Annotated in this window: 16 protein-coding genes; 7 read left to right on the forward strand and 9 right to left on the reverse strand. The window is 76.6% G+C overall.

What is annotated here, in order from left to right:
- Positions 1 to 78: 78 nt before the first annotated feature.
- From GWJ10_RS06520 to GWJ10_RS06550, 7 genes are all read right to left on the reverse strand, one after another.
- The gene (locus GWJ10_RS06520; protein WP_163186256.1) at positions 79 to 4,473 is read right to left on the reverse strand and encodes an HtaA domain-containing protein; all 4,395 of its coding nucleotides are present in this window, start codon (positions 4,471 to 4,473) and stop codon (positions 79 to 81) included.
- A gap of 231 nt (positions 4,474 to 4,704) precedes the next feature.
- A complete protein-coding gene (gene pyrE / locus GWJ10_RS06525; RefSeq protein WP_021483023.1) occupies positions 4,705 to 5,292 on the reverse strand; it encodes an orotate phosphoribosyltransferase in 588 nt (195 codons plus the stop codon).
- Between the two features lie 30 nt (positions 5,293 to 5,322).
- Entirely contained in the window at positions 5,323 to 6,087 is a 765-nt protein-coding gene (locus GWJ10_RS06530; protein ID WP_061267145.1) for an SDR family NAD(P)-dependent oxidoreductase, read from the reverse strand.
- Positions 6,088 to 6,145: 58 nt separating this feature from the next.
- Positions 6,146 to 6,544, reverse strand: coding sequence for a universal stress protein (locus tag GWJ10_RS06535; protein ID WP_061267146.1), 399 nt, complete (start codon positions 6,542 to 6,544; stop codon positions 6,146 to 6,148).
- The gene (locus GWJ10_RS06540; RefSeq protein WP_043653871.1) at positions 6,544 to 8,103 is read right to left on the reverse strand and encodes a tripartite tricarboxylate transporter permease; all 1,560 of its coding nucleotides are present in this window, start codon (positions 8,101 to 8,103) and stop codon (positions 6,544 to 6,546) included. Before GWJ10_RS06540 ends, GWJ10_RS06535 begins: the two co-directional genes overlap by 1 nt.
- Positions 8,096 to 8,809 (reverse strand): tripartite tricarboxylate transporter TctB family protein, encoded by a 714-nt coding sequence (locus tag GWJ10_RS19585; protein WP_206158353.1) that lies wholly within the window; start codon positions 8,807 to 8,809, stop codon positions 8,096 to 8,098. The genes GWJ10_RS06540 and GWJ10_RS19585 overlap by 8 nt, the downstream gene beginning before the upstream one ends.
- Complete coding sequence (locus GWJ10_RS06550) at positions 8,806 to 9,876, reverse strand: tripartite tricarboxylate transporter substrate-binding protein (RefSeq protein ID WP_163186258.1); 1,071 nt, start codon at positions 9,874 to 9,876, stop codon at positions 8,806 to 8,808. Before GWJ10_RS06550 ends, GWJ10_RS19585 begins: the two co-directional genes overlap by 4 nt.
- Before the next feature lie 183 nt (positions 9,877 to 10,059).
- Between GWJ10_RS06550 and GWJ10_RS06555 the strand changes: the two genes are divergently transcribed.
- From GWJ10_RS06555 to GWJ10_RS19990, 5 genes are all read left to right on the forward strand, one after another.
- On the forward strand, positions 10,060 to 11,754 hold the full coding sequence (locus tag GWJ10_RS06555; protein WP_241005689.1) for a sensor histidine kinase: 1,695 nt from the start codon (positions 10,060 to 10,062) through the stop codon (positions 11,752 to 11,754).
- Positions 11,751 to 12,491, forward strand: coding sequence for a response regulator (locus tag GWJ10_RS06560; protein WP_240696636.1), 741 nt, complete (start codon positions 11,751 to 11,753; stop codon positions 12,489 to 12,491). The genes GWJ10_RS06555 and GWJ10_RS06560 overlap by 4 nt, the downstream gene beginning before the upstream one ends.
- A gap of 59 nt (positions 12,492 to 12,550) precedes the next feature.
- The gene (locus GWJ10_RS06565) at positions 12,551 to 13,336 is read left to right on the forward strand and encodes an exodeoxyribonuclease III (protein ID WP_076403651.1); all 786 of its coding nucleotides are present in this window, start codon (positions 12,551 to 12,553) and stop codon (positions 13,334 to 13,336) included.
- A gap of 90 nt (positions 13,337 to 13,426) precedes the next feature.
- Positions 13,427 to 14,077, forward strand: coding sequence for a DUF4190 domain-containing protein (locus GWJ10_RS06570; protein ID WP_061267150.1), 651 nt, complete (start codon positions 13,427 to 13,429; stop codon positions 14,075 to 14,077).
- Complete coding sequence (locus GWJ10_RS19990) at positions 14,074 to 14,910, forward strand: DUF4190 domain-containing protein (RefSeq protein WP_277394941.1); 837 nt, start codon at positions 14,074 to 14,076, stop codon at positions 14,908 to 14,910. The genes GWJ10_RS06570 and GWJ10_RS19990 overlap by 4 nt, the downstream gene beginning before the upstream one ends.
- Before the next feature lie 21 nt (positions 14,911 to 14,931).
- On the opposite strand, the gene GWJ10_RS06580 is transcribed toward GWJ10_RS19990, so the two are convergent.
- Both GWJ10_RS06580 and GWJ10_RS06585 read right to left on the reverse strand, forming a co-directional pair.
- A complete protein-coding gene (locus tag GWJ10_RS06580; RefSeq protein WP_082774317.1) occupies positions 14,932 to 15,603 on the reverse strand; it encodes a TetR/AcrR family transcriptional regulator in 672 nt (223 codons plus the stop codon).
- Between the two features lie 88 nt (positions 15,604 to 15,691).
- The gene (locus GWJ10_RS06585) at positions 15,692 to 16,501 is read right to left on the reverse strand and encodes a peptidoglycan-binding domain-containing protein (RefSeq protein WP_163186260.1); all 810 of its coding nucleotides are present in this window, start codon (positions 16,499 to 16,501) and stop codon (positions 15,692 to 15,694) included.
- A gap of 292 nt (positions 16,502 to 16,793) precedes the next feature.
- Here GWJ10_RS06585 and GWJ10_RS06590 point away from each other — a divergent pair, with 292 nt between their 5' ends.
- Together GWJ10_RS06590 and GWJ10_RS06595 are read left to right on the forward strand one after the other, a co-directional pair.
- Positions 16,794 to 17,507 (forward strand): ATP-binding cassette domain-containing protein, encoded by a 714-nt coding sequence (locus GWJ10_RS06590; protein WP_061267152.1) that lies wholly within the window; start codon positions 16,794 to 16,796, stop codon positions 17,505 to 17,507.
- Positions 17,507 to 18,400 carry a hypothetical protein gene (locus GWJ10_RS06595; protein ID WP_163186263.1) on the forward strand — a complete coding sequence of 298 codons (894 nt, stop codon included), beginning with the start codon at positions 17,507 to 17,509 and terminating at the stop codon, positions 18,398 to 18,400. The genes GWJ10_RS06590 and GWJ10_RS06595 overlap by 1 nt, the downstream gene beginning before the upstream one ends.
- The last annotated feature ends 58 nt before the right edge of the window (positions 18,401 to 18,458 follow it).

The raw sequence follows: 18,458 nt of genomic DNA on the forward strand, positions 1-18,458 counted from the left end.
CTCCCCGGGGAACCCCGCACGCACGACGACGCCCGGTCACCGCGAGGTGACCGGGCGTCGTCGTGCCGGGGACCGGGGTCAGCCGGCCGCGGCCACCTCCACGCGACCCGCGCGACGGCGGCGCACCGCCAGGAGGGCCGCACCGGTGAGCAGCAGCGTCCCGGCCAGGAGCGCGAGGCTCCCGGCGTCGGAGCCGGTGGTGGCGAGCGCCCCCGAGTAGGCGTCGCACTCGACGTCGCCGCCGACCGGGAAGCTCACCGTCACCGGCGAGAGCGCGGTCCCGGCCTCGTAGAACCCGGCGAACGCCTTCGCGCCGGCGGCCGTGAGGGTCGCGGGGACGCCGCTCCACGTGATCGCGGAGCCCGACGTCGCCTTCTTCCCCGACAGGTCCAGGCTCGCGAACGCGACGCCGGTCGACGAGGACTTGTTGCCCTCCATGTCGCTGCTCTGCACGTCGACCACGAGCGTGCCCGACGACCCGTCCACGACCACCCGCGGGTTGCTGATCCGCAGGTCGAGGATGCCCTCGTGCCCGGAGAACGACACCGACCCGCCGAAGCTCGCGCGGCCCTTGCCGAGGTCCATGTTGAACGAGCCCTTGCCGCCGCTCCACGTGAACGCCGAGCCGCCGTCCCGCACGCCGTCCGTCGAGACCGAACCCTTCGCGATCGGGCCGGTGACGTACGACCGGAACCGGTCGCTCACACCCCACGAGAGGGTCGCGCCGTTGACGCCCTGCGCGAAGCACTGCTCCGTCGCGCTGCCGGAACCGGAGCCGGTGCCGGTCGTGCCGGCGCCCACGATCGTGATGGGCGCGGACGCGGTGTGGTCCGCACCGACGAGGAGGAGCGTGTGCTCGCCCGGGGCGACGTCCTTCGGGATCGTCACGGTCGAGCTCGCGGCGCCACCGGCGTTCGCGGTCGTGCCCGTCGCGAGCGTGCGCGGCGTGGAGCGGAGCTCCGTGCGGATGCCGGACTCGCGCGCGCCGAACCCGACGCCGCTGATCGTCACCTCGTCGCCCGGGCGAGCCTGCGCCACCGAGAGCGTCGCCTTCGCCGGGTCCACGGACCCGCCGGTCGAGCCGTCGCCCGGGGCGCCGATGGTGCCGCCGCCCCCGGGCGCGGTCGCCTTCGCGCCGACCGTGAACGTCACGGGGTCGAGCGCGGTCCCGGCCGGGTAGAAGCCGACGAACGCGAGCGAGCCGTCCGCGGTGAGCGTCGCGGCCGCGTCGCGGAACGTCACGGCCCCGTCCGCGCTCGTCGTCGGCGCACCGAGCGCCAGGGTCGCGACGGCGACGCCCGTGCGGTCGAACGTCGAGCCGTCCAGCCCCGTGGAGCGCGCGTCCGCGAGCAGGCGACCCGTGCCCGGGCCGGTGATCTCGACCACCGGGTTCGACAGGGTGAGGTCGAGCGCGCCCGCGTGGCCGGTGAAGCGGACCGTCCCGGCGTACCGGGCCGTCCCCCGGCCGCTCGACGCGGTCCACGTGCCGCCGTCGGCCTGGCCGAAGCGGAAGACGCCGTCGACGACGCTCGCGCCGCTCGTCGCCGTCGCGCCGCCCTTCGCGACCGGGCCCACGATGTAGCTGCGGAACGACTCCTTGACGCCCCACGTGAGGCTGCCGGCCGTCGTCGGCGCCGGGGTCACCGGCGTGGCGGTCACCGCGACGGTCACCGGCGCGGACGTCGAGCCGCGGTAGGCGGTGGCGTCCGTGGGGACGAACGTCGCGCTCAGGGCGTGCGACCCGACGGCGAGCGGGCCCGTCCGGAACGTCGCGACACCGTCCGTGACGGCCGCGGTGCCCAGGGTCGTGCCGCCCTCGACGAACCGGACCGTGCCGGCCGCCTTCGGCGCGACCGTCGCGGTGAGCGTCACCGCCGCGCCCTCGACGACCGACGTCGCCGACGACGCGAGCGTCGTCGTGGTCGACTTCGCCTCGCCCCCGGGGACCGGGGCGGTCACGGTCAGCGTGGTGCTGCCGGTCAGGCCGAGCTCCGACGTGACGACCACGGGGACGGGCCCGGCGGGGGTGCCGGCGGGGACCGTGAGCACGAGCGTCGCGCCGTCGCGGGAGTACGACGCCGGGGCGCCGCCGAACGTCACGGCCTTGACCGCGTCGTCCGCAGCGAGGCCACGCACGGCGAGGCGGACCGTCGAGCCGGCCTCCACCGTGGTGGACGCGGGCGTGACGGTGAGCGTGCCCGGCGCGTCGTACGCGACGGGGACGAAGAGCTCCTGCGCGGCGTTGCTCACGCCGCCCGCGCCGTAGGTGGCGACGCCGTAGCGACCGCCCTCGAGCGCGGCGGGGTTCTTCACGACGAGACGCGCCTCGAACGTGCCTTCCGGCGTGATGTCCGCCCACTGCGCCCGGACCACCGACTGGTACTGCGCGGGGACCTGGTCGAGCACGGGCTCGGCGAGGGCCCACACCTGCGAGCCGACCTTGCGGGTCGACGCCGCGGCGCCCTCGGACGGCCGCCACTGCTCGGCGAAGCTCCCGAACACGACGTAGGTGCCCTGCGGGAGCGTCGCCGGGATCGGGACGCCGCGCCCGCCGACGTTCGCCGCCGGGTCGAAGCCGGTGCCCCGGACGACGATCGTGTCGCCCACCGCGACCGGGGTGTCGCCGAGGGGCGTCGTGCCGTCCGCGGCGAGCACCGAGATCTCGGGCTCCCACACGGGCGCCTCGGGCTCCGTCGTGAACGCGACGGGCGCGTACAGCTCCTGCGCGGCGTTGACCGTGCCGCCCGCGGCGTACGTGTAGACGCCGTAGCGGCCGCCCTCACGCTCGAGCTCGCTCGCGACGAGCTCGGCGGTGAACGTGCCGTCCGGCGCGAGCTCGGCCCACTGCCCGCGGATCGCGGACTGGTAGCGCGGGTCCACCTGGTCGAGCGCCGCGGACGAGAGTGCCCACCGCTGCGAGCCGGCCGTGCGCGCGCTCGACGGGGCACCCTCCGACGGGCGCCAGTCGGCCGCGAAGCTGCCGAAGACCACGTAGGTGCCGGCGGGGATGCCGCCGGAGATCGGCGGGCGGTTGCCCGCCGGCGCGACGTTCGCGGCCGGGTCGAAGCCCGAGCCCTTGACGACGATCCTGTCGTCCGGGCGGACGGGCGCGTCCCCGAGCGGCGTCGTGCCGTCGGCGGCGTAGAGGGTGATCCGCGGCTCCCAGACCGGCTCGGGCGTCGTGCCGCCCTGGACCGCGACGGGCGTGAACGTGTCGAGGCTGCGGTCGGTCGCCGAGAGGCCGTGCGCGGCGGACGTCGCCACCACGTACTGCTTCGCCGGGTCGAGCTTTCCGGCCGGGACGGTCAGCGTCGTCGTGAACGCGCCGTCGCGCACCTGCTGCGGCATGACCCAGCCCTGGGCGAGCCAGCCGCTGGCGACGAGGGGGCCGCTGCCGTCCCAGATCGAGGCGTCGCCGAGGAGCACGTACGCGCCGTTCGCGGCGCCCGCGCCGACGAACCCGGTCCCCTGGATCGTGAACGTGTTCTCCACCGCCGGGTCGACGGGCGCCGACGGCGACACCGTGACCGCGGGGTCGACGGCGGGCTCCGGCTCGGGCTCCGGCTCGGGCTCGGGCTCCGGGGCGGTCACCGTGTGCGCGACGGCCGCGGAGGCCGAGGCGACGAACGCGGCCGGGTCCGCGGGCGTGAAGGCGGCGCTCAGCTCGTGGCTCCCCGCGGCGAGGGCCGCGGTCTCGAGGCGCGCGACGCCGTCGGCCACGGGAGCGGTGCCGAGGGCGGTGCCGCCGTCACGGAACTCGACCGTGCCCGCGGCGGCGGGCGCGACGGTCGCGGTGAGCGTCACGCTCGCCCCGGCCGCGGACGTGCCCGCGGGCGCTGCGGCGAGCGCGGTCGTCGTCGCCTGCGCGGGCGCCACGGGCTCGGGCGACACGACGCGGGCGGTCAAGGTCGACAGGGGCTTGCCCGCGTACGACGAGAAGTACGGCGAGACGTTCCCGAGCGTCCCGACGACGGTCCCGTCGGCCACGAACGTGACCTCGTCGCCGGTGCGCGTCGCGGACACCGTGACGTCGGCGACCTTGACGTCGTTCCCCGCGCCGGGGTTCACCGTGCCCGCGAAGTCCGCGTAGACCGCGCCCGTCGTCGGGCCGGTGAGGTCGAGCCGCACGTCGGAGATCGTCACGTCGAGCGCGCCGTGGTGGCCCTCGTACCGGGTCGATCCGCCGAGACGGACGGTGCCCGTCCCGGACGCGGCGTCGTAGCTGCCGGACGCGGGGCCGTAGGTCGCCTGGCCGCCGTGGAGCGGCGGGGTGATCGTGCCCTGGGCGATGCCGCCCGTGACGTACGACGTCCACGAGTCGACGAAGTTCCAGGTGGCCGACCCGCCGGTCACGTCGGCCGCGGCCGCCTGGGCCGGGGCGCCGGTGCCGGCGACGGTGAGGCCGGCGGCGAGCGCCGCGGCGAGGAACGAGGCGAGGGCGCGTCGGACGCGTCTCGGCGATGAAGTGCGCACAAGGTCTCCCGTGCTGGTCCGGGCGAGGTCCCGGCGGGGAGCGGGACCGAGAAGGGAGCGTGCTCACGCTCCGCCGAGACGGACCATATAAGGGTCGCCTCACCAAAGCAAGGTAAGCCTGACCTATCGAGATGTGACGCGCGCCTCCTCCCTCCACGACGACGCCCCGCGGCCCAGGAGGCCGCGGGGCGGTGCGCCGCGTCGAGCGGCGGGAGACGGAGCGGGAGGGGCTCAGGCGAGGCCGAGGTCCTCCAGGCTGAACAGGTAGTGGTACGGCACGCCGAGCGCCTCGATCTTCGCGCCCGCACCCGTGGCACGGTCGACGATCGTCGCGACGCCCGCGACCTCGCCCCCGGCCGCGCGCACGGCCTCGATCGCCGTGATCGGCGAGCCGCCCGTCGTCGTGGTGTCCTCGACCACGACGACGCGCCGGCCCGCGACGTCGGGACCCTCGATCTGGCGCTGCATCCCGTGCGCCTTCGCCGCCTTGCGCACCACGAACGCGTCGAGGTCCTGACCACGGGACGCGGCGGCGTGCAGGAGGGCGGTCGCGATGGGGTCGGCACCCAGCGTCAGGCCGCCGACGGCGTCGATCTCCGCCGTGCCGAGCCCCTGCTCCTCGAGGAGGTCCAGGAGCTGGTGGCCGATGAGCGGCGCCGCGCGGTGGTGCAGCGTCACGCGGCGCAGGTCCACGTAGTAGTCCGCCTCCTTGCCCGAGGAGAGCGTCACGCGGCCGTGCACGACGGCGAGCTCACGGATGAGGCCGAGCAGCTGCTCGCGGGGGGTCGAGGCGAGCGTCGAGGCGGGGTCGGTAGTCACGACCGCCAGGGTATCGGGCCCGCCCGGTGCCTAGCGGTACTTGCCGATCGCGCGGACGGCGGAGCGCGGCATCGCGCGCAGGGCCGCCGACGCGACCCGGTACCGCACCGACGGCGTGGAGATGACGACGCCCCGCCGCACGTCCGCGAGCGCCTCCGCGACGACCCGGTCGGCGTCGAGCCACGCGAGGTCGGGGAGCACGGACTTGTCGATGCCCGCGCGGTCGTGGAACTCGGTGTGCGTGAAGCCGGGGCACAGCACGGTCGCCGTGACGCCCGTGCCGTGCAGCTCGACGGCGAGCCCCTCCGTGAACGACCGCACCCACGCCTTCGCCGCCGCGTACGTGCCGCCCGCGGTGAGGGCCGCGACCGACGCGACGTTGAGGATCGCGCCGCGCCCGCGCTCCGTCATCTGGCCCGCCGCCGCGTGCGACAGCACCATGACGGCGCGGACCATGACGTCGAGCGCCTCGAGCTCGACGTCGAGGTCGCCCCCGACGAAGTGCTGGTGCGTCGCGAAGCCCGCGTTGTTGACGAGCAGGCCGACCGGGCGCTCGTCCGGGCCGCCGGTCGTGGCGAGGCGCTCCGCGACGCGCGCGACGTCGTCGGGCACGGAGAGGTCGGCGCGCAGCACCTGGACGCGCACCCCGGCCGCGGCGCGGATCTGCCGTGCGGTCTCCTCGAGGCGCGCCTCGTCGCGCGCCACGAGGACGAGGTCGTGCCGCGCCGTGGCGAGCTGCCACGCGAACTCCAAACCCAGGCCGGCGCTCGCGCCGGTGATGAGTGCTGTCGCCATGGTCACAGCCTACGGGCGCCCGGGTGACCCGGGCGCCCGCAGGCGGGGTGGAGTCGTGTCACCGGGCCGGCGGCTTCACGGCGAGCACGGGGCACGCGGCGCCCAGCAGGATCTGCTGGGCGGTGGAGCCGAGCACGAGCTTCCCCACGGGCGTGCGGTGCCGCACCCCCACGACGACGAGGTCGGCGTCGACCTCGGCCGCGACACCGAGCACGACCTCCGCGGGCAGCGCGGAGGACTGCAGGTGCCGCACCTCGTGCTCGACGCCCGCCTCCTCGAGGATCGTGCCGACCTCGACGAGCTGGTCGTGGTCGGCCCAGCGCGGGTCGACGAGCCGGTCGCCGCGCGTCGTGTTGACCACGACGACGCCGGCGCCGAGCAGGACGGCCGCCCGGGCCGCGGCCCGCGTCGCGGCGGTCCCGAGCTCGCCGGGCGCGTAGGCGAGGACGACGGTCATCAGCGCACCTCCTGGTCCTGGGCCTCGACGCGGACGTCCTCCGCGAGCGCCGCGAGCTCGGCGCCGGTGCGGCGCTCGCGCCGGCGCAGCCAGAGGCCCGCGAGGACCACGACGGCGACGAGGGCGTAGGCCGTCGCGGCGAACGGGCTGGTGACGAGCGTCGTCAGGTCGCCCTGGCTGATCGCGAGCGAGCGGCGCAGGCGGTCCTCGGCCATGGGCCCGAGGATCATGCCGACGACCATGGGCGCGACGGGGTAGCCGTAGCGCCGCATGAAGAACCCGATCGCGCCGATGACGAGCAGGATGAGCACGTCGACCGGGGAGAAGTTCAGCGCGTACGAGCCGAGCGCGCCGAACAGCAGGATGCCCGCGTAGAGGTAGTGCCGCGGGATCTGGAGCACCTTCACCCACATGCCCACGAGGGGCAGGTTGAGCACGATGAGCATGAGGTTGCCCACGTAGAGGCTCGCGACGAGCGCCCACACGAGCGCGGACTGGCTCTCGAAGAGCAGCGGGCCCGGCTGGATGCCGTACGACTGGAACGCGACGATGATGATCGCGGCGGTCGCCGTCGTCGGGAGGCCGAGCGTGAGGAGCGGCACGAGGACGCCGGACGCCGCGGCGTTGTTCGCCGCCTCCGGGCCCGCGACGCCCTCGATCGCGCCCTTGCCGAACTCGTCCTTGTGCTTCCCGGCGGACCTGCGCTCGGCGGCGTACGACAGGAAGGTCGCGACGTCGGCGCCGCCCGCCGGGATGGTGCCGACGGGGAACCCGATAGCCGTCCCGCGCAGCCACGGCTTCCACGAGCGCCGCCAGTCCTCGCGCTTCATCCAGGAGCGCCACCCCTTCTCGACGGGGATGACGTGCACGGGACCGTGCCGCAGGCGCGACCCGACGTACAGCGCCTCGCCCACCGCGAAGAGGCCGACGGCGACGATGACGACGTCGATCCCGTCGGCGAGCGTCGGGACGCCGAACGTGAACCGCTGCTGGCCGGTGAGCGTGTCGGTGCCCATCAGCCCGAGGAACAGGCCGAGCGACAGGGACGCCATGCCGCGCGGCACCGACGACCCGAGCAGCGCGCCGACGGTCACGAACGCGACGACCATGAGCGCGAAGTAGTCGGGCTCGCCGAGCTGCACGGCCCAGCGCGCGACGTACGGCGCGACGAACGTCAGGGCGACGGTCGCGATGGTGCCCGCGACGAACGAGCCGATCGCGGCGGTCGCGAGCGCGGCCGCCCCGCGGCCCATGCGGGCCATCCTGTTGCCCTCGAGCGCCGTGACGATCGACGACGACTCGCCGGGCGTGTTGAGCAGGATCGACGTCGTCGACCCGCCGTACATGCCGCCGTAGTAGATGCCGGCGAACACGATGATGGCGGCCGTCGCGTCGAGCGAGTACGTGAGCGGCAGGAGCAGCGCGATCGTCATCGCGGGGCCGATGCCGGGGAGCACCCCGACCGCGGTCCCGACGAACACGCCGAACAGCGCGTAGAGCAGGTAGACGGGCTGGACGACGGTCGCGAACCCGTCGAGCAGCGCGGTGAGGTTATCCACGGAACCAGGTCACCCCCTCCAGGAGCGGGCCGGGCGGGAGCGACAGCCCGAGCACGCCCCCGAACAGGACCTGGATCACCAGGGCCAGGACGAGGCCGAGCACGGCGGCGCGCCACCACGGGCGGGCGCCGAGGACGATCGCGGCCCCGGCGAACAGGAGCGTCGCGGCAAGCGGCCACCCGACGAGGTTGATCGCGTAGACGTGCACGAACAGCACCGCGCCGAGGAGACCGACGGTCAGCCAGTCGGTGCGGGCGTCGGGGTCGACGTCCTCGCTGTCCTCCTCCTGGCCGCCGTGCCCCCGCCAGACGGCGACGAGCAGCACGAGGCCGGTGGCGAGCAGCAGCGCGCCCACGAGGTAGGGGAACGCGCGGGGACCGAGCGTGTTCGACGAGCCCGGCACGACGATCGTCCCCGCGTCGAGGAGCACGAACACCCCGAGGGCGGCGGTGATGCCGGCGACGACGAGCTCGCCAGGTCGCCGCCGGGGACCCGCGGCGGGGGTGGCGCCTGCGGGGTCCCCGGCGGCCTGGCCGTCGGCGGGGTCGCCGACGGCCGTCGCCGGCGCCGGCCCGGGGCGGGGCTCGGCGTCGGACGGTCCTGGCTCGGGAGCCGCGGCGGACGACCCCGCGGACGGAGCCTCCGACGACCCCGGCTCGCGCGACGCGTCGGGTGGCGCGTCGCGCGAGGCGCGACGCCTGGTCACGGCGCGACCAGGCCGACGTCGGTGAGCGTCATCTTGATGTCGGCGATGTTCCCCGTGAGGAAGCCGTCGAACTCCTCGCCCACGAGGAACGCGTCGTCCCAGCCCTTCTCCTCGAGCGTCGCCTGCCACTCGTCGGACGCGACCATCTCGCTGACGAGCAGCTCGAGGGCGCGGCGGTCCTCCTCGGAGAGGTCGCCCGGCGCGACGACGCCGCGCCAGTTCGTGAGCTCGACGTCGTACCCGGCCTCGGTCATGGTCGGCACGTCGGGCAGCAGGTCCGTGCGCTCGGCGCCCGAGACCGCGAGCGCCCGGACGGTCCCGGCCTTGACCTGCTCCGCGTACTCGCCGACGCCCGAGATCCCGGCGCTGACCTTGTTGCCGAGCAGCGCGGCGAGCGACTCGCCGCCGCCCGAGTAGGCGACGTAGTTGAGGAGCCCGCCCACCTCCGCCGACGGCACGTCGGCCGCCTGGAGGAGCATCCCCGCGAGGATGTGGTCGGCCCCGCCGGCGGAGCCGCCGGTGATGGAGACGGACTTGCCGTTCGCCACGACGTCGTCGACGAGGTCCTCGAGCGTCTGGTACGGCGACGACGCGGGCACGACGACGACGAGGGGCTCCTCGGTGAGGCGCGCGATCGGGGTGGTGTCCTCGATGCGGGCCTGCGACTCGTTGGTCTCGACCGCGCCGACCATGACGAGGCCCATGACGAGCAGCGTGTGGGGGTCGGTGGTGTTGGCGAGCGACGCGAGGCCGACCGTGCCGCCGGCGCCGCCGACGTTCGTGACGGTCGCGGTGCGCACGAGCCCGGAACCCTGGAGGTCCTGCTGCATCGCGCGGCCGGTCTGGTCCCAGCCCCCGCCGGGGTCGGCCGGGACGACGATCGCGAGCTCGTCGACCGACGCGGCGGCCCCGCCGGACGCGTCGCCGGAGCCGCCCGTCGTGGGGGCGCCGGGCTCGAGGCCCGAGCACGCGGCGAGACCGAGGACGAGTCCTGCGGCGAGCGTCGCGGTGAGAGCGTGCCGCGGGCTGACGGTGTGCCCGGAGCGCGGGCGGACGACGGATCGCATGTCTCCTCCTTGAGCGGGACCCGCAACGGCGCGGGCCTCACGACCTGATCCGGGGAGCCTAGGAGCGCGGGGCGGCACGGCGAGGGCTGTGGTCGTACTGGACGTTGTGGTCGATCCGGTGGTTGCGGTCGTTGTGGTCACGGCCGAGGCCCGGGTGCGGCGGACCTGGGGCACACTGGTGCGGTGGGTCGAGCAGTGTCGCTCCGGGTGCAGCTCCTCGTGCTGCAGGTCGCCATCGTGCTCCTGGTCGTGGCGTCGGCGGGGGCCGTCGCCTCGACCCTGCAGCACCGCCAGCTCCGCGACGCCTACCTCGACCGCATGACCGCGGTCGCGTTCTCCGTCGCGCGCCTGCCCGCGATCATCGACGCGTTCGACGACGACGACCCCGCCGCGACGATCCAGCCGATCGCGGAGGTCATCCGCGAGGCCTCCGACGTCACGTACGTCGTCGTCACGGACGACGAGGGCGTGCGGTACTCCCACCCGGACCCGACCCGCATCGGCGAGAGGGTCTCGACGGACCCGTCGGTCCCGCTCTCCGGCGAGGTGTGGACGGGCACGCAGACCGGCACGCTGGGCGAGTCGTGGCGCGTCAAGGTCCCGGTGTTCGGGCCCGAGGGCGACGTCGTCGGGACGGCGAGCGTCGGCATCCTCGAGTCCGACCTGGCCGACGACCTCGCCGACGACCTCGGGTGGCTGCTCGCGGCCCTCAGCGTCGCGGCGGCGCTCGGCGTGGTGTGCGCGGCGTTCGTGACGCGTGCCGTGCGCCGCCGCATCTTCCGGCTCGAGCCCGAGGAGATCGGCCGGCTGCTCGAGACGCGCGACGCGATGCTCCACGGCATCTCCGAGGGCGTCGTCGCGCTCGACCGCGACGGCGCGGTCGTGCTCGTCAACGACGAGGCGCAGCGCCTCCTCGGGATCGCGGCGGCCGACGCCGTCGGGCGGCCCGCGCACGACGTCCTCGACCCGCAGCTCCTCGCGCTCGTGCCCGACACCGCGGAGACGGCCGACGACGCCGACGCGCCCGCCGCCGGGCCCGAGGAGGGCGGCGCGCTCGTCCTCGCGGGCGAGCGCGTGCTGCTCGCGCGCGCCGACCGGGCCCGCGTCGACGGGCGCGCCGTCGGGACCGTGCTGCTCCTGCGCGACCACACCGAGCTGCACGCGCTCCTGCGCGACCTGGACGGCGCGCGCGGCCTCACCGACGCGCTGCGCGCGCAGTCCCACGAGTTCGCCAACAAGCTCCACGTCGTCTCGGGCCTGCTGGAGCTCGGGCAGGCCGACGAGGCCGTCGCGTTCATCGAGCGCGCCGGGCACGGCGGGCTGCTCACCGCGTCGGGCGTCGCGCCAGGCGTCCACTCCCCCGAGGTCGCGGCGCTGCTCCTGGTCAAGGCCACGACGACGCGCGAGCGCGGCTCGCGCCTCGAGGTGTCGCCGTCCGCGCACCTCGCCGCGCCCGCGGGGCCCGACGACGCCGCCCTGCACGGCGACGCCCTCACCGTGCTCGGCAACCTCGTCGACAACGCGGTCGACGCCGTCGGGCCCGGGGGCCGCGTCCGCGTGCTCGTGACCGACCGCGCGCCCGACGGCACGGGCCCGACGCCGGGCGACCGGGTGGTCGTCGTCGTCGAGGACGACGGGCCCGGCATCCCCGCGGGCTCGCGCGCCGACGTCTTCGCCGCCGGGTACACCACGAAGGCGGGCCCGCCCGGGCGCGGGATCGGCCTCGCCCTCGTGCGGCGCGTGGCCGCGCGCCGCGGCGGGACGGTGGAGGTGACCACCTCCGTGCTCGGCGGGGCGCGCGTCGCGGTGGCCCTCCCCGCGCAGCCCGTCGACGCCGCCGCGGGCGCCCGGGCCCGGACGCCGGAGACGGCGTCGTGATCCCCGCCGGCCGCTCCCCCGCCCCCACCGGCGCGCCCACGGCGCCGCCGGGCGACCGGCTGCGCGTCCTCGTCGTCGAGGACGACCCGACGATCGCGCGCCTGCACCGCGGCTTCGTCGAGTCGCACCCGCGCTTCGTCGTCGTGGGCGAGGCGCGCACGGCGGCCGAGGCGCTGCGCGCGTTCGCCGTGCTCGACCCGGACGTCGTGCTGCTCGACATCTACCTGCCGGACGCGACCGGGCTGCACGTGCTGCGCCAGATCCGGCGCCGGCCGTCCCCGCCCGTCGACGTCGTCGCGACGACCGCCGCGCGCGAGCTGGAGAGCGTCCGCCAGGCCATGGCGGGCGGCGTGCAGCACTACCTCGTCAAGCCGTTCACGGCCGCGGCGCTGCGCGGCCGGCTCGACGAGGTCGCCCGTCTGCGCGACTCGCTGCGCACCGCGGGCGACGAGCTCGACCAGGACGCCGTCGACCGCCTCGTGCGGCGCGGGACGCCGGAGGCCGCGGCGCTGCCGAAGGGGCTGTCCGAGCGCAGCCTGCGGCTCGTCGTCGAGGCGCTCGCGGCGGCGTGCGCCGACGCGGGCGACGCGTCGGCGGGCGAGGTCGCCGCGCGGACCGGGATGTCGCGCGTGAGCGCGCGCCGCTACCTCGAGCACCTCGTCGCCACGGGGCGTGCCGACGTCGCGCCCCGGTACGGCGCGGCCGGGCGACCGGAGAACGGCTACCGGCCCGCCTGACCGGCGGGACCGCTGCGGGTCGCTGCGGGTCGCGCCCGCGACGCCGTACGGTGGGGCCCGTGCGCCTCGCGACCTGGAACATCAACTCCGTCCGTGCCCGCGTCGACCGCGCGGTCGCGTTCCTCGAGCGGACGGGGACCGACGTCCTCGCGCTCCAGGAGACCAAGTGCACGGACGCGCAGTTCCCCGTCGCGCCGTTCGAGGCGGCCGGGTACGAGGTCGCGCACGTCGGCGTGAACCAGTGGAACGGCGTCGCCGTCGTCTCGCGCGTGGGCCTCGACGACGTCGAGACGTCGTTCCCCGGGCAGCCCGCGTTCGGCGACAAGGTCGAGGCGCGCGCGCTCGGCGCGACGTGCGGGAGCGTGCGCGTGTGGAGCCTCTACGTGCCGCACGGGCGCGAGGTCGGCGACCCGCACTACGCCTACAAGCTGCGCTGGCTCGACGAGCTGCGCGCGCAGGCCGCGGGCTGGCTCGCCGCCGACCCGGCGGCGCAGGTCGCGCTCGTCGGGGACTGGAACGTCGCGCCGCTCGACACCGACGTGTGGGACGTCGCGTACTTCGCCGGGAAGACGCACGTCACCCCCGCCGAGCGGGACGCCTTCGCCGCGTTCGGCGCCGCCGGGTACACCGAGGTCACGCGCGAGGCGATCCCCGCCGAGCGCACCTACACCTACTGGGACTACCAGCGGCTGCGGTTCCCGCGGAACGAGGGCATGCGCATCGACTTCGCGTACCTGTCGCCAGCCGCCCGCGCGCGCGTCACGGGCGTGACGATCGACCGCGACGAGCGCAAGGGCAAGGGCGCGTCGGACCACGTGCCGGTCGTCGTCGACCTGGCGGGCTGACCTCCGGGGCGTCCGCCGTCGGGCTCGGGCCGCGGGTCGGCGCCGCGGGTCCGGGTCGGGCAGGGCGCGTCCCCTCGCTACGGTGTGTCCATGACGACGCCACCCGTCCCTCCGTACGGGTCCCCCGACGAGCCCGCCGACCCGTACGCCCCGCGGCGTCCGCACCAGCCGCCGCTCACGCCGTACCACCCGCCCACCGAGGACGCCCCCGCCGCGCCGGACGACGGCGGGTTCGTCGCGCCGTCGGGCGCCGGGGGCGGGTACGGGAGCACGCCGGGCGGCGGGAGCGGGTACGGGAGCACGTCGGGCGCCGGCGCCCCGTACGGCGCGCCGGCCGCGCCCGCCGGGTCCCCCTACGGCCCCGGCTCCCCCTACGCCCCCGGGGCGACGCCGTCGTACGGCGGGACGCCCGGGTACGCGGCGCCGCCCGGGCCCGCGGCGTACCCGACGCCGGGCTACGGGGGCTACCCGCCGCCGTACGGCGCGCCCTACGCGCCCCCGCCGCGGACCAACGGGCTCGCGCTCGCGTCCATGATCGTGTCGATCGCGAGCCTCGTGCTCTGCGCGGGCTTCCCCGGCCTCGTCGGCCTCGTGCTGGGCATCGTGGCGCTCAACCAGGTCATGCGCGACGGCACGCGCGGGCGCGGTTTCGCGGTGACCGGGATCGTCGTCGGCGCGGTCGGCACGGCGTTCGCGATGCTCGTGGTCCTCGCCGGCACGCTCGGGGACTCGGCACCGTGAGCGACGACGACCTCTTCGCCCCGCCCGGCGACGCCGCGTCCGGGCCCTCGGGACGCCCGCCCGTCCCGCCCCCCTCGGGAGCGCCCGGGGCCGCGGAGCCTCGCGCCGCGGACGCCGGCGCGCCCCGGCCCGGCCCGACGCCGCACGGCCCCTCCGGTGCGGCGGCACCCGTGCCGCCGCTCGGGCCCGGCGACCGGCCCGGCTTCGCCCCGGAGACGTACTACGCGCCCGGGTGGCAGCCCGCGGCGCCCGGCGTCGAGCCGCTCGCCGTCGCGAGCGTGCCGGCGGGCGTGGTGCTCGGGCCGGTCGGGGTCGGCCTCGGCGCCGCGGCCCTGTCGCGCGTCCGCTCCCGCGGCACCCGCGGACGCGGCCTGGCCGTGACCGGGATGGTGCTCGGCGCCGTCGCGACGCTCGGATGGGTGGTGGGCGGGATCGCCTGGTGGCAGGGCGAGCAGGCGCGCACGCCGCTCGCGGGCGACGTGGACGCGCCCCGCACGGTGAGCGCGGTGCAGCTCGTGCTGGGGACGTGCCTCGACGAGCTCCCGCCCGACGGCGAGGTGTCGCGCGTGCGCGCCGTCCCGTGCGCCGACGAGCACCGTGCGCAGGTCGTCGGGCGCACCGACCTGGGCGCGGACGAGGTCTGGCCCGGCCAGGACGCCGTGGACCGCCGCGTGGCGCGCGTGTGCACGCCCGAGACCCTCGGTCCGGATGCCCCGGAGGACGTGCGGCTCGTGGTGTGGGCACCGACCGAGGCGTCGTGGCGCGGCGGCGACCGCACCGGGCTGTGCCTGGCGAGCAGCGAGGCCCCGCTCCCGGCGGACCTGATCGGTTGACGTCCCGGGCGGACCGCGCCGTCAGCGTTCGGCGTCGGACAGCACGAGGCGCAGGTACGCGCGCAGGTCCGCGGCCATGTCGACGCGCTCGGGCCGCGGGCGGTCGAGGGACAGCAGCCACTGGACCTGCAGACCGTCCATGAGCGCGACGAGCTGGCGGGCCGCGACCTCCGGCTCGACGCCGTCGCGCAGGCCGCCCGACCGGGCGCGCCGGGACAGCTGCTCGCCGATGCGCGCGACGGTGGACTCGTAGCGCTCGACGAAGTACGCGTGCGCCGGGTGGTCGGGCGACGTCGCCTCGGCCGCGAGCGCCGTGAACAGCTCGACGATGGGCCTGCGCAGGGCGTTGCGCTCGACGAGCCGCACGAGCGCGTCGAAGAAGTCGGTCCCGCGCGCGAGGTCCTCCTCGAGGTCGGCGCGGTCGACGGTCTCCCGGTGGTCGAGCACCGCCTCGAGGAGCGCCGCCTTCGTCGGGAAGTGGTGGAGCAGCCCGGGGTGGGACATGCCGACGCGGGACGCGAGCTCGCGCAGCGACGCGGCGTGGAAGCCGACCTCGCCGAAGAGCACGACGGCCGCCTGGAGGATCTCCTCACGCTTGGCGCGTCCCTTCGCGTACCCGCGGGCGGGGTCGGGCGCCGCGGCGCGGCGGGAGCCCGTGGGGTCCTGCCCGGCGCCGATGGCCGCGCTCGTCATGGCACTGCTCCGTCCGTCGTCCGACGAGGGCACACCCTACCGACCGCGGTGCGGCCCGGCGGGGTGCCCGCGCCCGGGCGGAGGAGGTTCAGGGTGCGGGGGCGAGCGTCGGGGCGGGCTCGTCGGCGCTCGACGACGGCCCGGGCACCGCGACCGACGGCCGGTCGGCGGAGGGCGTCGGCGCAGGCTCGGCCGGGGGCGTCGGGCCAGGTCCGGTGGGGTCCTCGACGTCGGGCGGCGCGGCCCGCAGGGCTTCGGCGGTCGCCGCGGTGACGGTGCCGTCGGGCGTGAGGCCGTGCGCCTTCTGGAACGACCGCAGCGCGGTGCGCGTGGCGTCGTCCATCGTCCCCGTGACGGCGACGTCGGCACCGTGCACGCGGAGCCGCTCCTGGACCCACGAGACGGACGCCGTGCCGGGGTCGGTCGTCGGGGAGGGCGTGGGGGTGGGCGCGGTCGGTCCCGGGTTCGGCTCGGACGCGGTGGGAGCGGGCGCGGGCTCGGTGGTGGGCGAGGGCGCGCCGGGCGCGGCCTGCTCTCCCGGGCCGCTCGCGGACGGGCGCGGGGACGGGGCCGGGCGCGCGTCGTCGGACGTGCCGTCCGCCGCGTCGGGCGGAGGGATGCGGGTCACCTCGGGGCGGGGGGTGTCGGGGCGCGGCGTGACCGCGGGGACCGCGTCCTCGCCGTTCGCGCCGCCCTCGGCGGAGACCCCGCCGACGACGACCGCCTCGCCACCGCCCGTCGCGGCACCGACCATGCCCGCGACGGCGACGACGAGCGTCACCGCCCCGGCGCCGGCGGCAACCGTGACCCACGGCGTGGCGGTGCGGCGCGCGGGCCGCTGGAGGGGGGCGGTGCGGTCCCGCTCGGCGGGTCCGGACCGGTCGTGGCGTCGGCGCACGTCGCCTCCTTCCGGGGCTGTCGTGGGGGCGGACGGCGCGACACGCTGCCCACCAGGGCGATCGGGTGGACGTCCACCCTGCCCCATCCCGGCTCGTGTGTCACGCCCGACGCCCTCACCTGCGGCGATGCCCACCAGGGCTCCCCCGGTCCAGCGGTGCGGCGCCACGCCTCCGACGGAGGTCGCAACGCAGGTTCCGCCCTGCGCCGCAAGACCCGGCGGGGGCCCGCGCGACAGCCTGGTGGGGCACCGCACGGGAGGCCCGTGCGGGACGCACGAGGGAGGGACCGGCATGACCACCATCCACGTCTCCGGGCTGCGCAAGGCGTACGGGGCGTTCGACGCCGTGCACGACGTGACGTTCACCGCCGCGCCGGGCCGCGTCGTCGGGCTGCTCGGCCCGAACGGCGCCGGCAAGACGACCACGCTCCACGTCCTGCTCGGGCTCGCGGCCCCGACCGCGGGCACCGCGACGTTCGACGGCCGCACGTTCGCGGACCTGGCGCACCCGGCCCGCACCGTCGGCGCGCTGCTCGACGCGGGCGGCCTGCACCCGGGACGCACGGGCCGCGACCACCTGCGCGTGCTCGCGTCCGCCGGCCGGATCCCGGCGCGTCGCGTCGACGAGGTGCTCGCGCTCGTCGGCATGACCCCCGCCGCAGACCGCCGTGTCCGGACGTACTCGCTGGGGATGCGGCAGCGCGTCGGGATCGCGGCCGCGCTGCTCGGCGACCCGGAGGTCCTCGTCCTCGACGAGCCCGCCAACGGTCTCGACCCCGCCGGGATGCGCTGGCTGCGCGACCTCGTCCGCGCGTTCGCCGACGACGGCGGCACCGTGCTCCTCGCGAGCCACGTGCTGTCCGAGGTGCGGCAGGTCGCGGACGACCTCGTCGTCGTCGGGCAGGGACGCGTCGTCGCGGAGGGGCCGCTCGACGAGCTGCTGCACGGGGAGTCCCTCGAGGACTTCTACCTCGACCTGACCGCCACGACCGAAGGGGTGCGCTGATGTACCGCGCCGAGATGCTCAAGCTCCGCACGACCCGCGCGACGTGGGTCGTCGCGGCCGTCGCCGTCGCCGGGATGCTCGTCGTCCAGGCCTTCACCCTGCTCCTCCCCACGATCCTGCGCAGCGCCGATGCGGTCGGCGGCGGCACGACCGTCGGGCTCCAGGCCCCGCCCGAGATGGTGGCCGAGCTCGCGCCGGACCTCGGCGCGCTCGCCGACGTCTCGCAGCCCGCGTTCCAGCGCTCGATGCTCGACCTGCTCGGCACCGGCCTCGGCGGCTCCGGCTCCGTCGGCGTCGCGACCGTGTGCATGCTCCTGCTCGGCGTGCTCGCCGTGACGACCGACTTCCGCACGGGCGGCATCGTGCCCACGGCGCTCGTCCAGCCGTCGCGGCTGCGCATCCTCGGCGCGAAGGCGGGCGCGACCGCGACCGTCGCGCTCGGCGTGGGCGTCGTCCTCGCCCTCCTGGGCGCCCTGGGCCTGCTCGTCGCGATCGTCACGACGCCGGGCGCGGGCCTCGCGCTCGGCCCGGGCGACGTCCTCGGCGTCTGGGCCCGCGGGCTCGCGGTGCTCGTCCTGCTCGCGTGGCTCGGGCTCGGCATCGGCACCCTCGTGCGCGGCCAGGTCGCGGGCGTCGTCACGGTCGCCGCGCTCGCGCTCGCCGAGCCGATCGTCCGCGGCGCGGTGACGCTTCTGTCCGGCGGCGACTCGGCCGCGGCCGAGTGGCTCCCGCTCGGGCTGGGCGCGCTCGCGTCGACCGGCGGGTCCGCCGCGACGCTCCTCGGCGGCGCGGCCCCGCTCGGCGCGCTCGCCGCCCTCGCCGGGCTCGCGGCCTGGGCCGCGGTCCTGCTCGGCGGGGGCGCCGTGAGCCTGCGCCGACGCGACCTCGTCTGACCACAGCCGGTTCGGCTCCCGACGCGACGATCCGGTCGTCCACAGGCCGGGAGCCGCA

The organism is Cellulosimicrobium sp. SL-1, from assembly GCF_011033075.1.
In the GTDB taxonomy this organism is placed as follows: Bacteria; Actinomycetota; Actinomycetes; order Actinomycetales; family Cellulomonadaceae; genus Cellulosimicrobium; species Cellulosimicrobium funkei.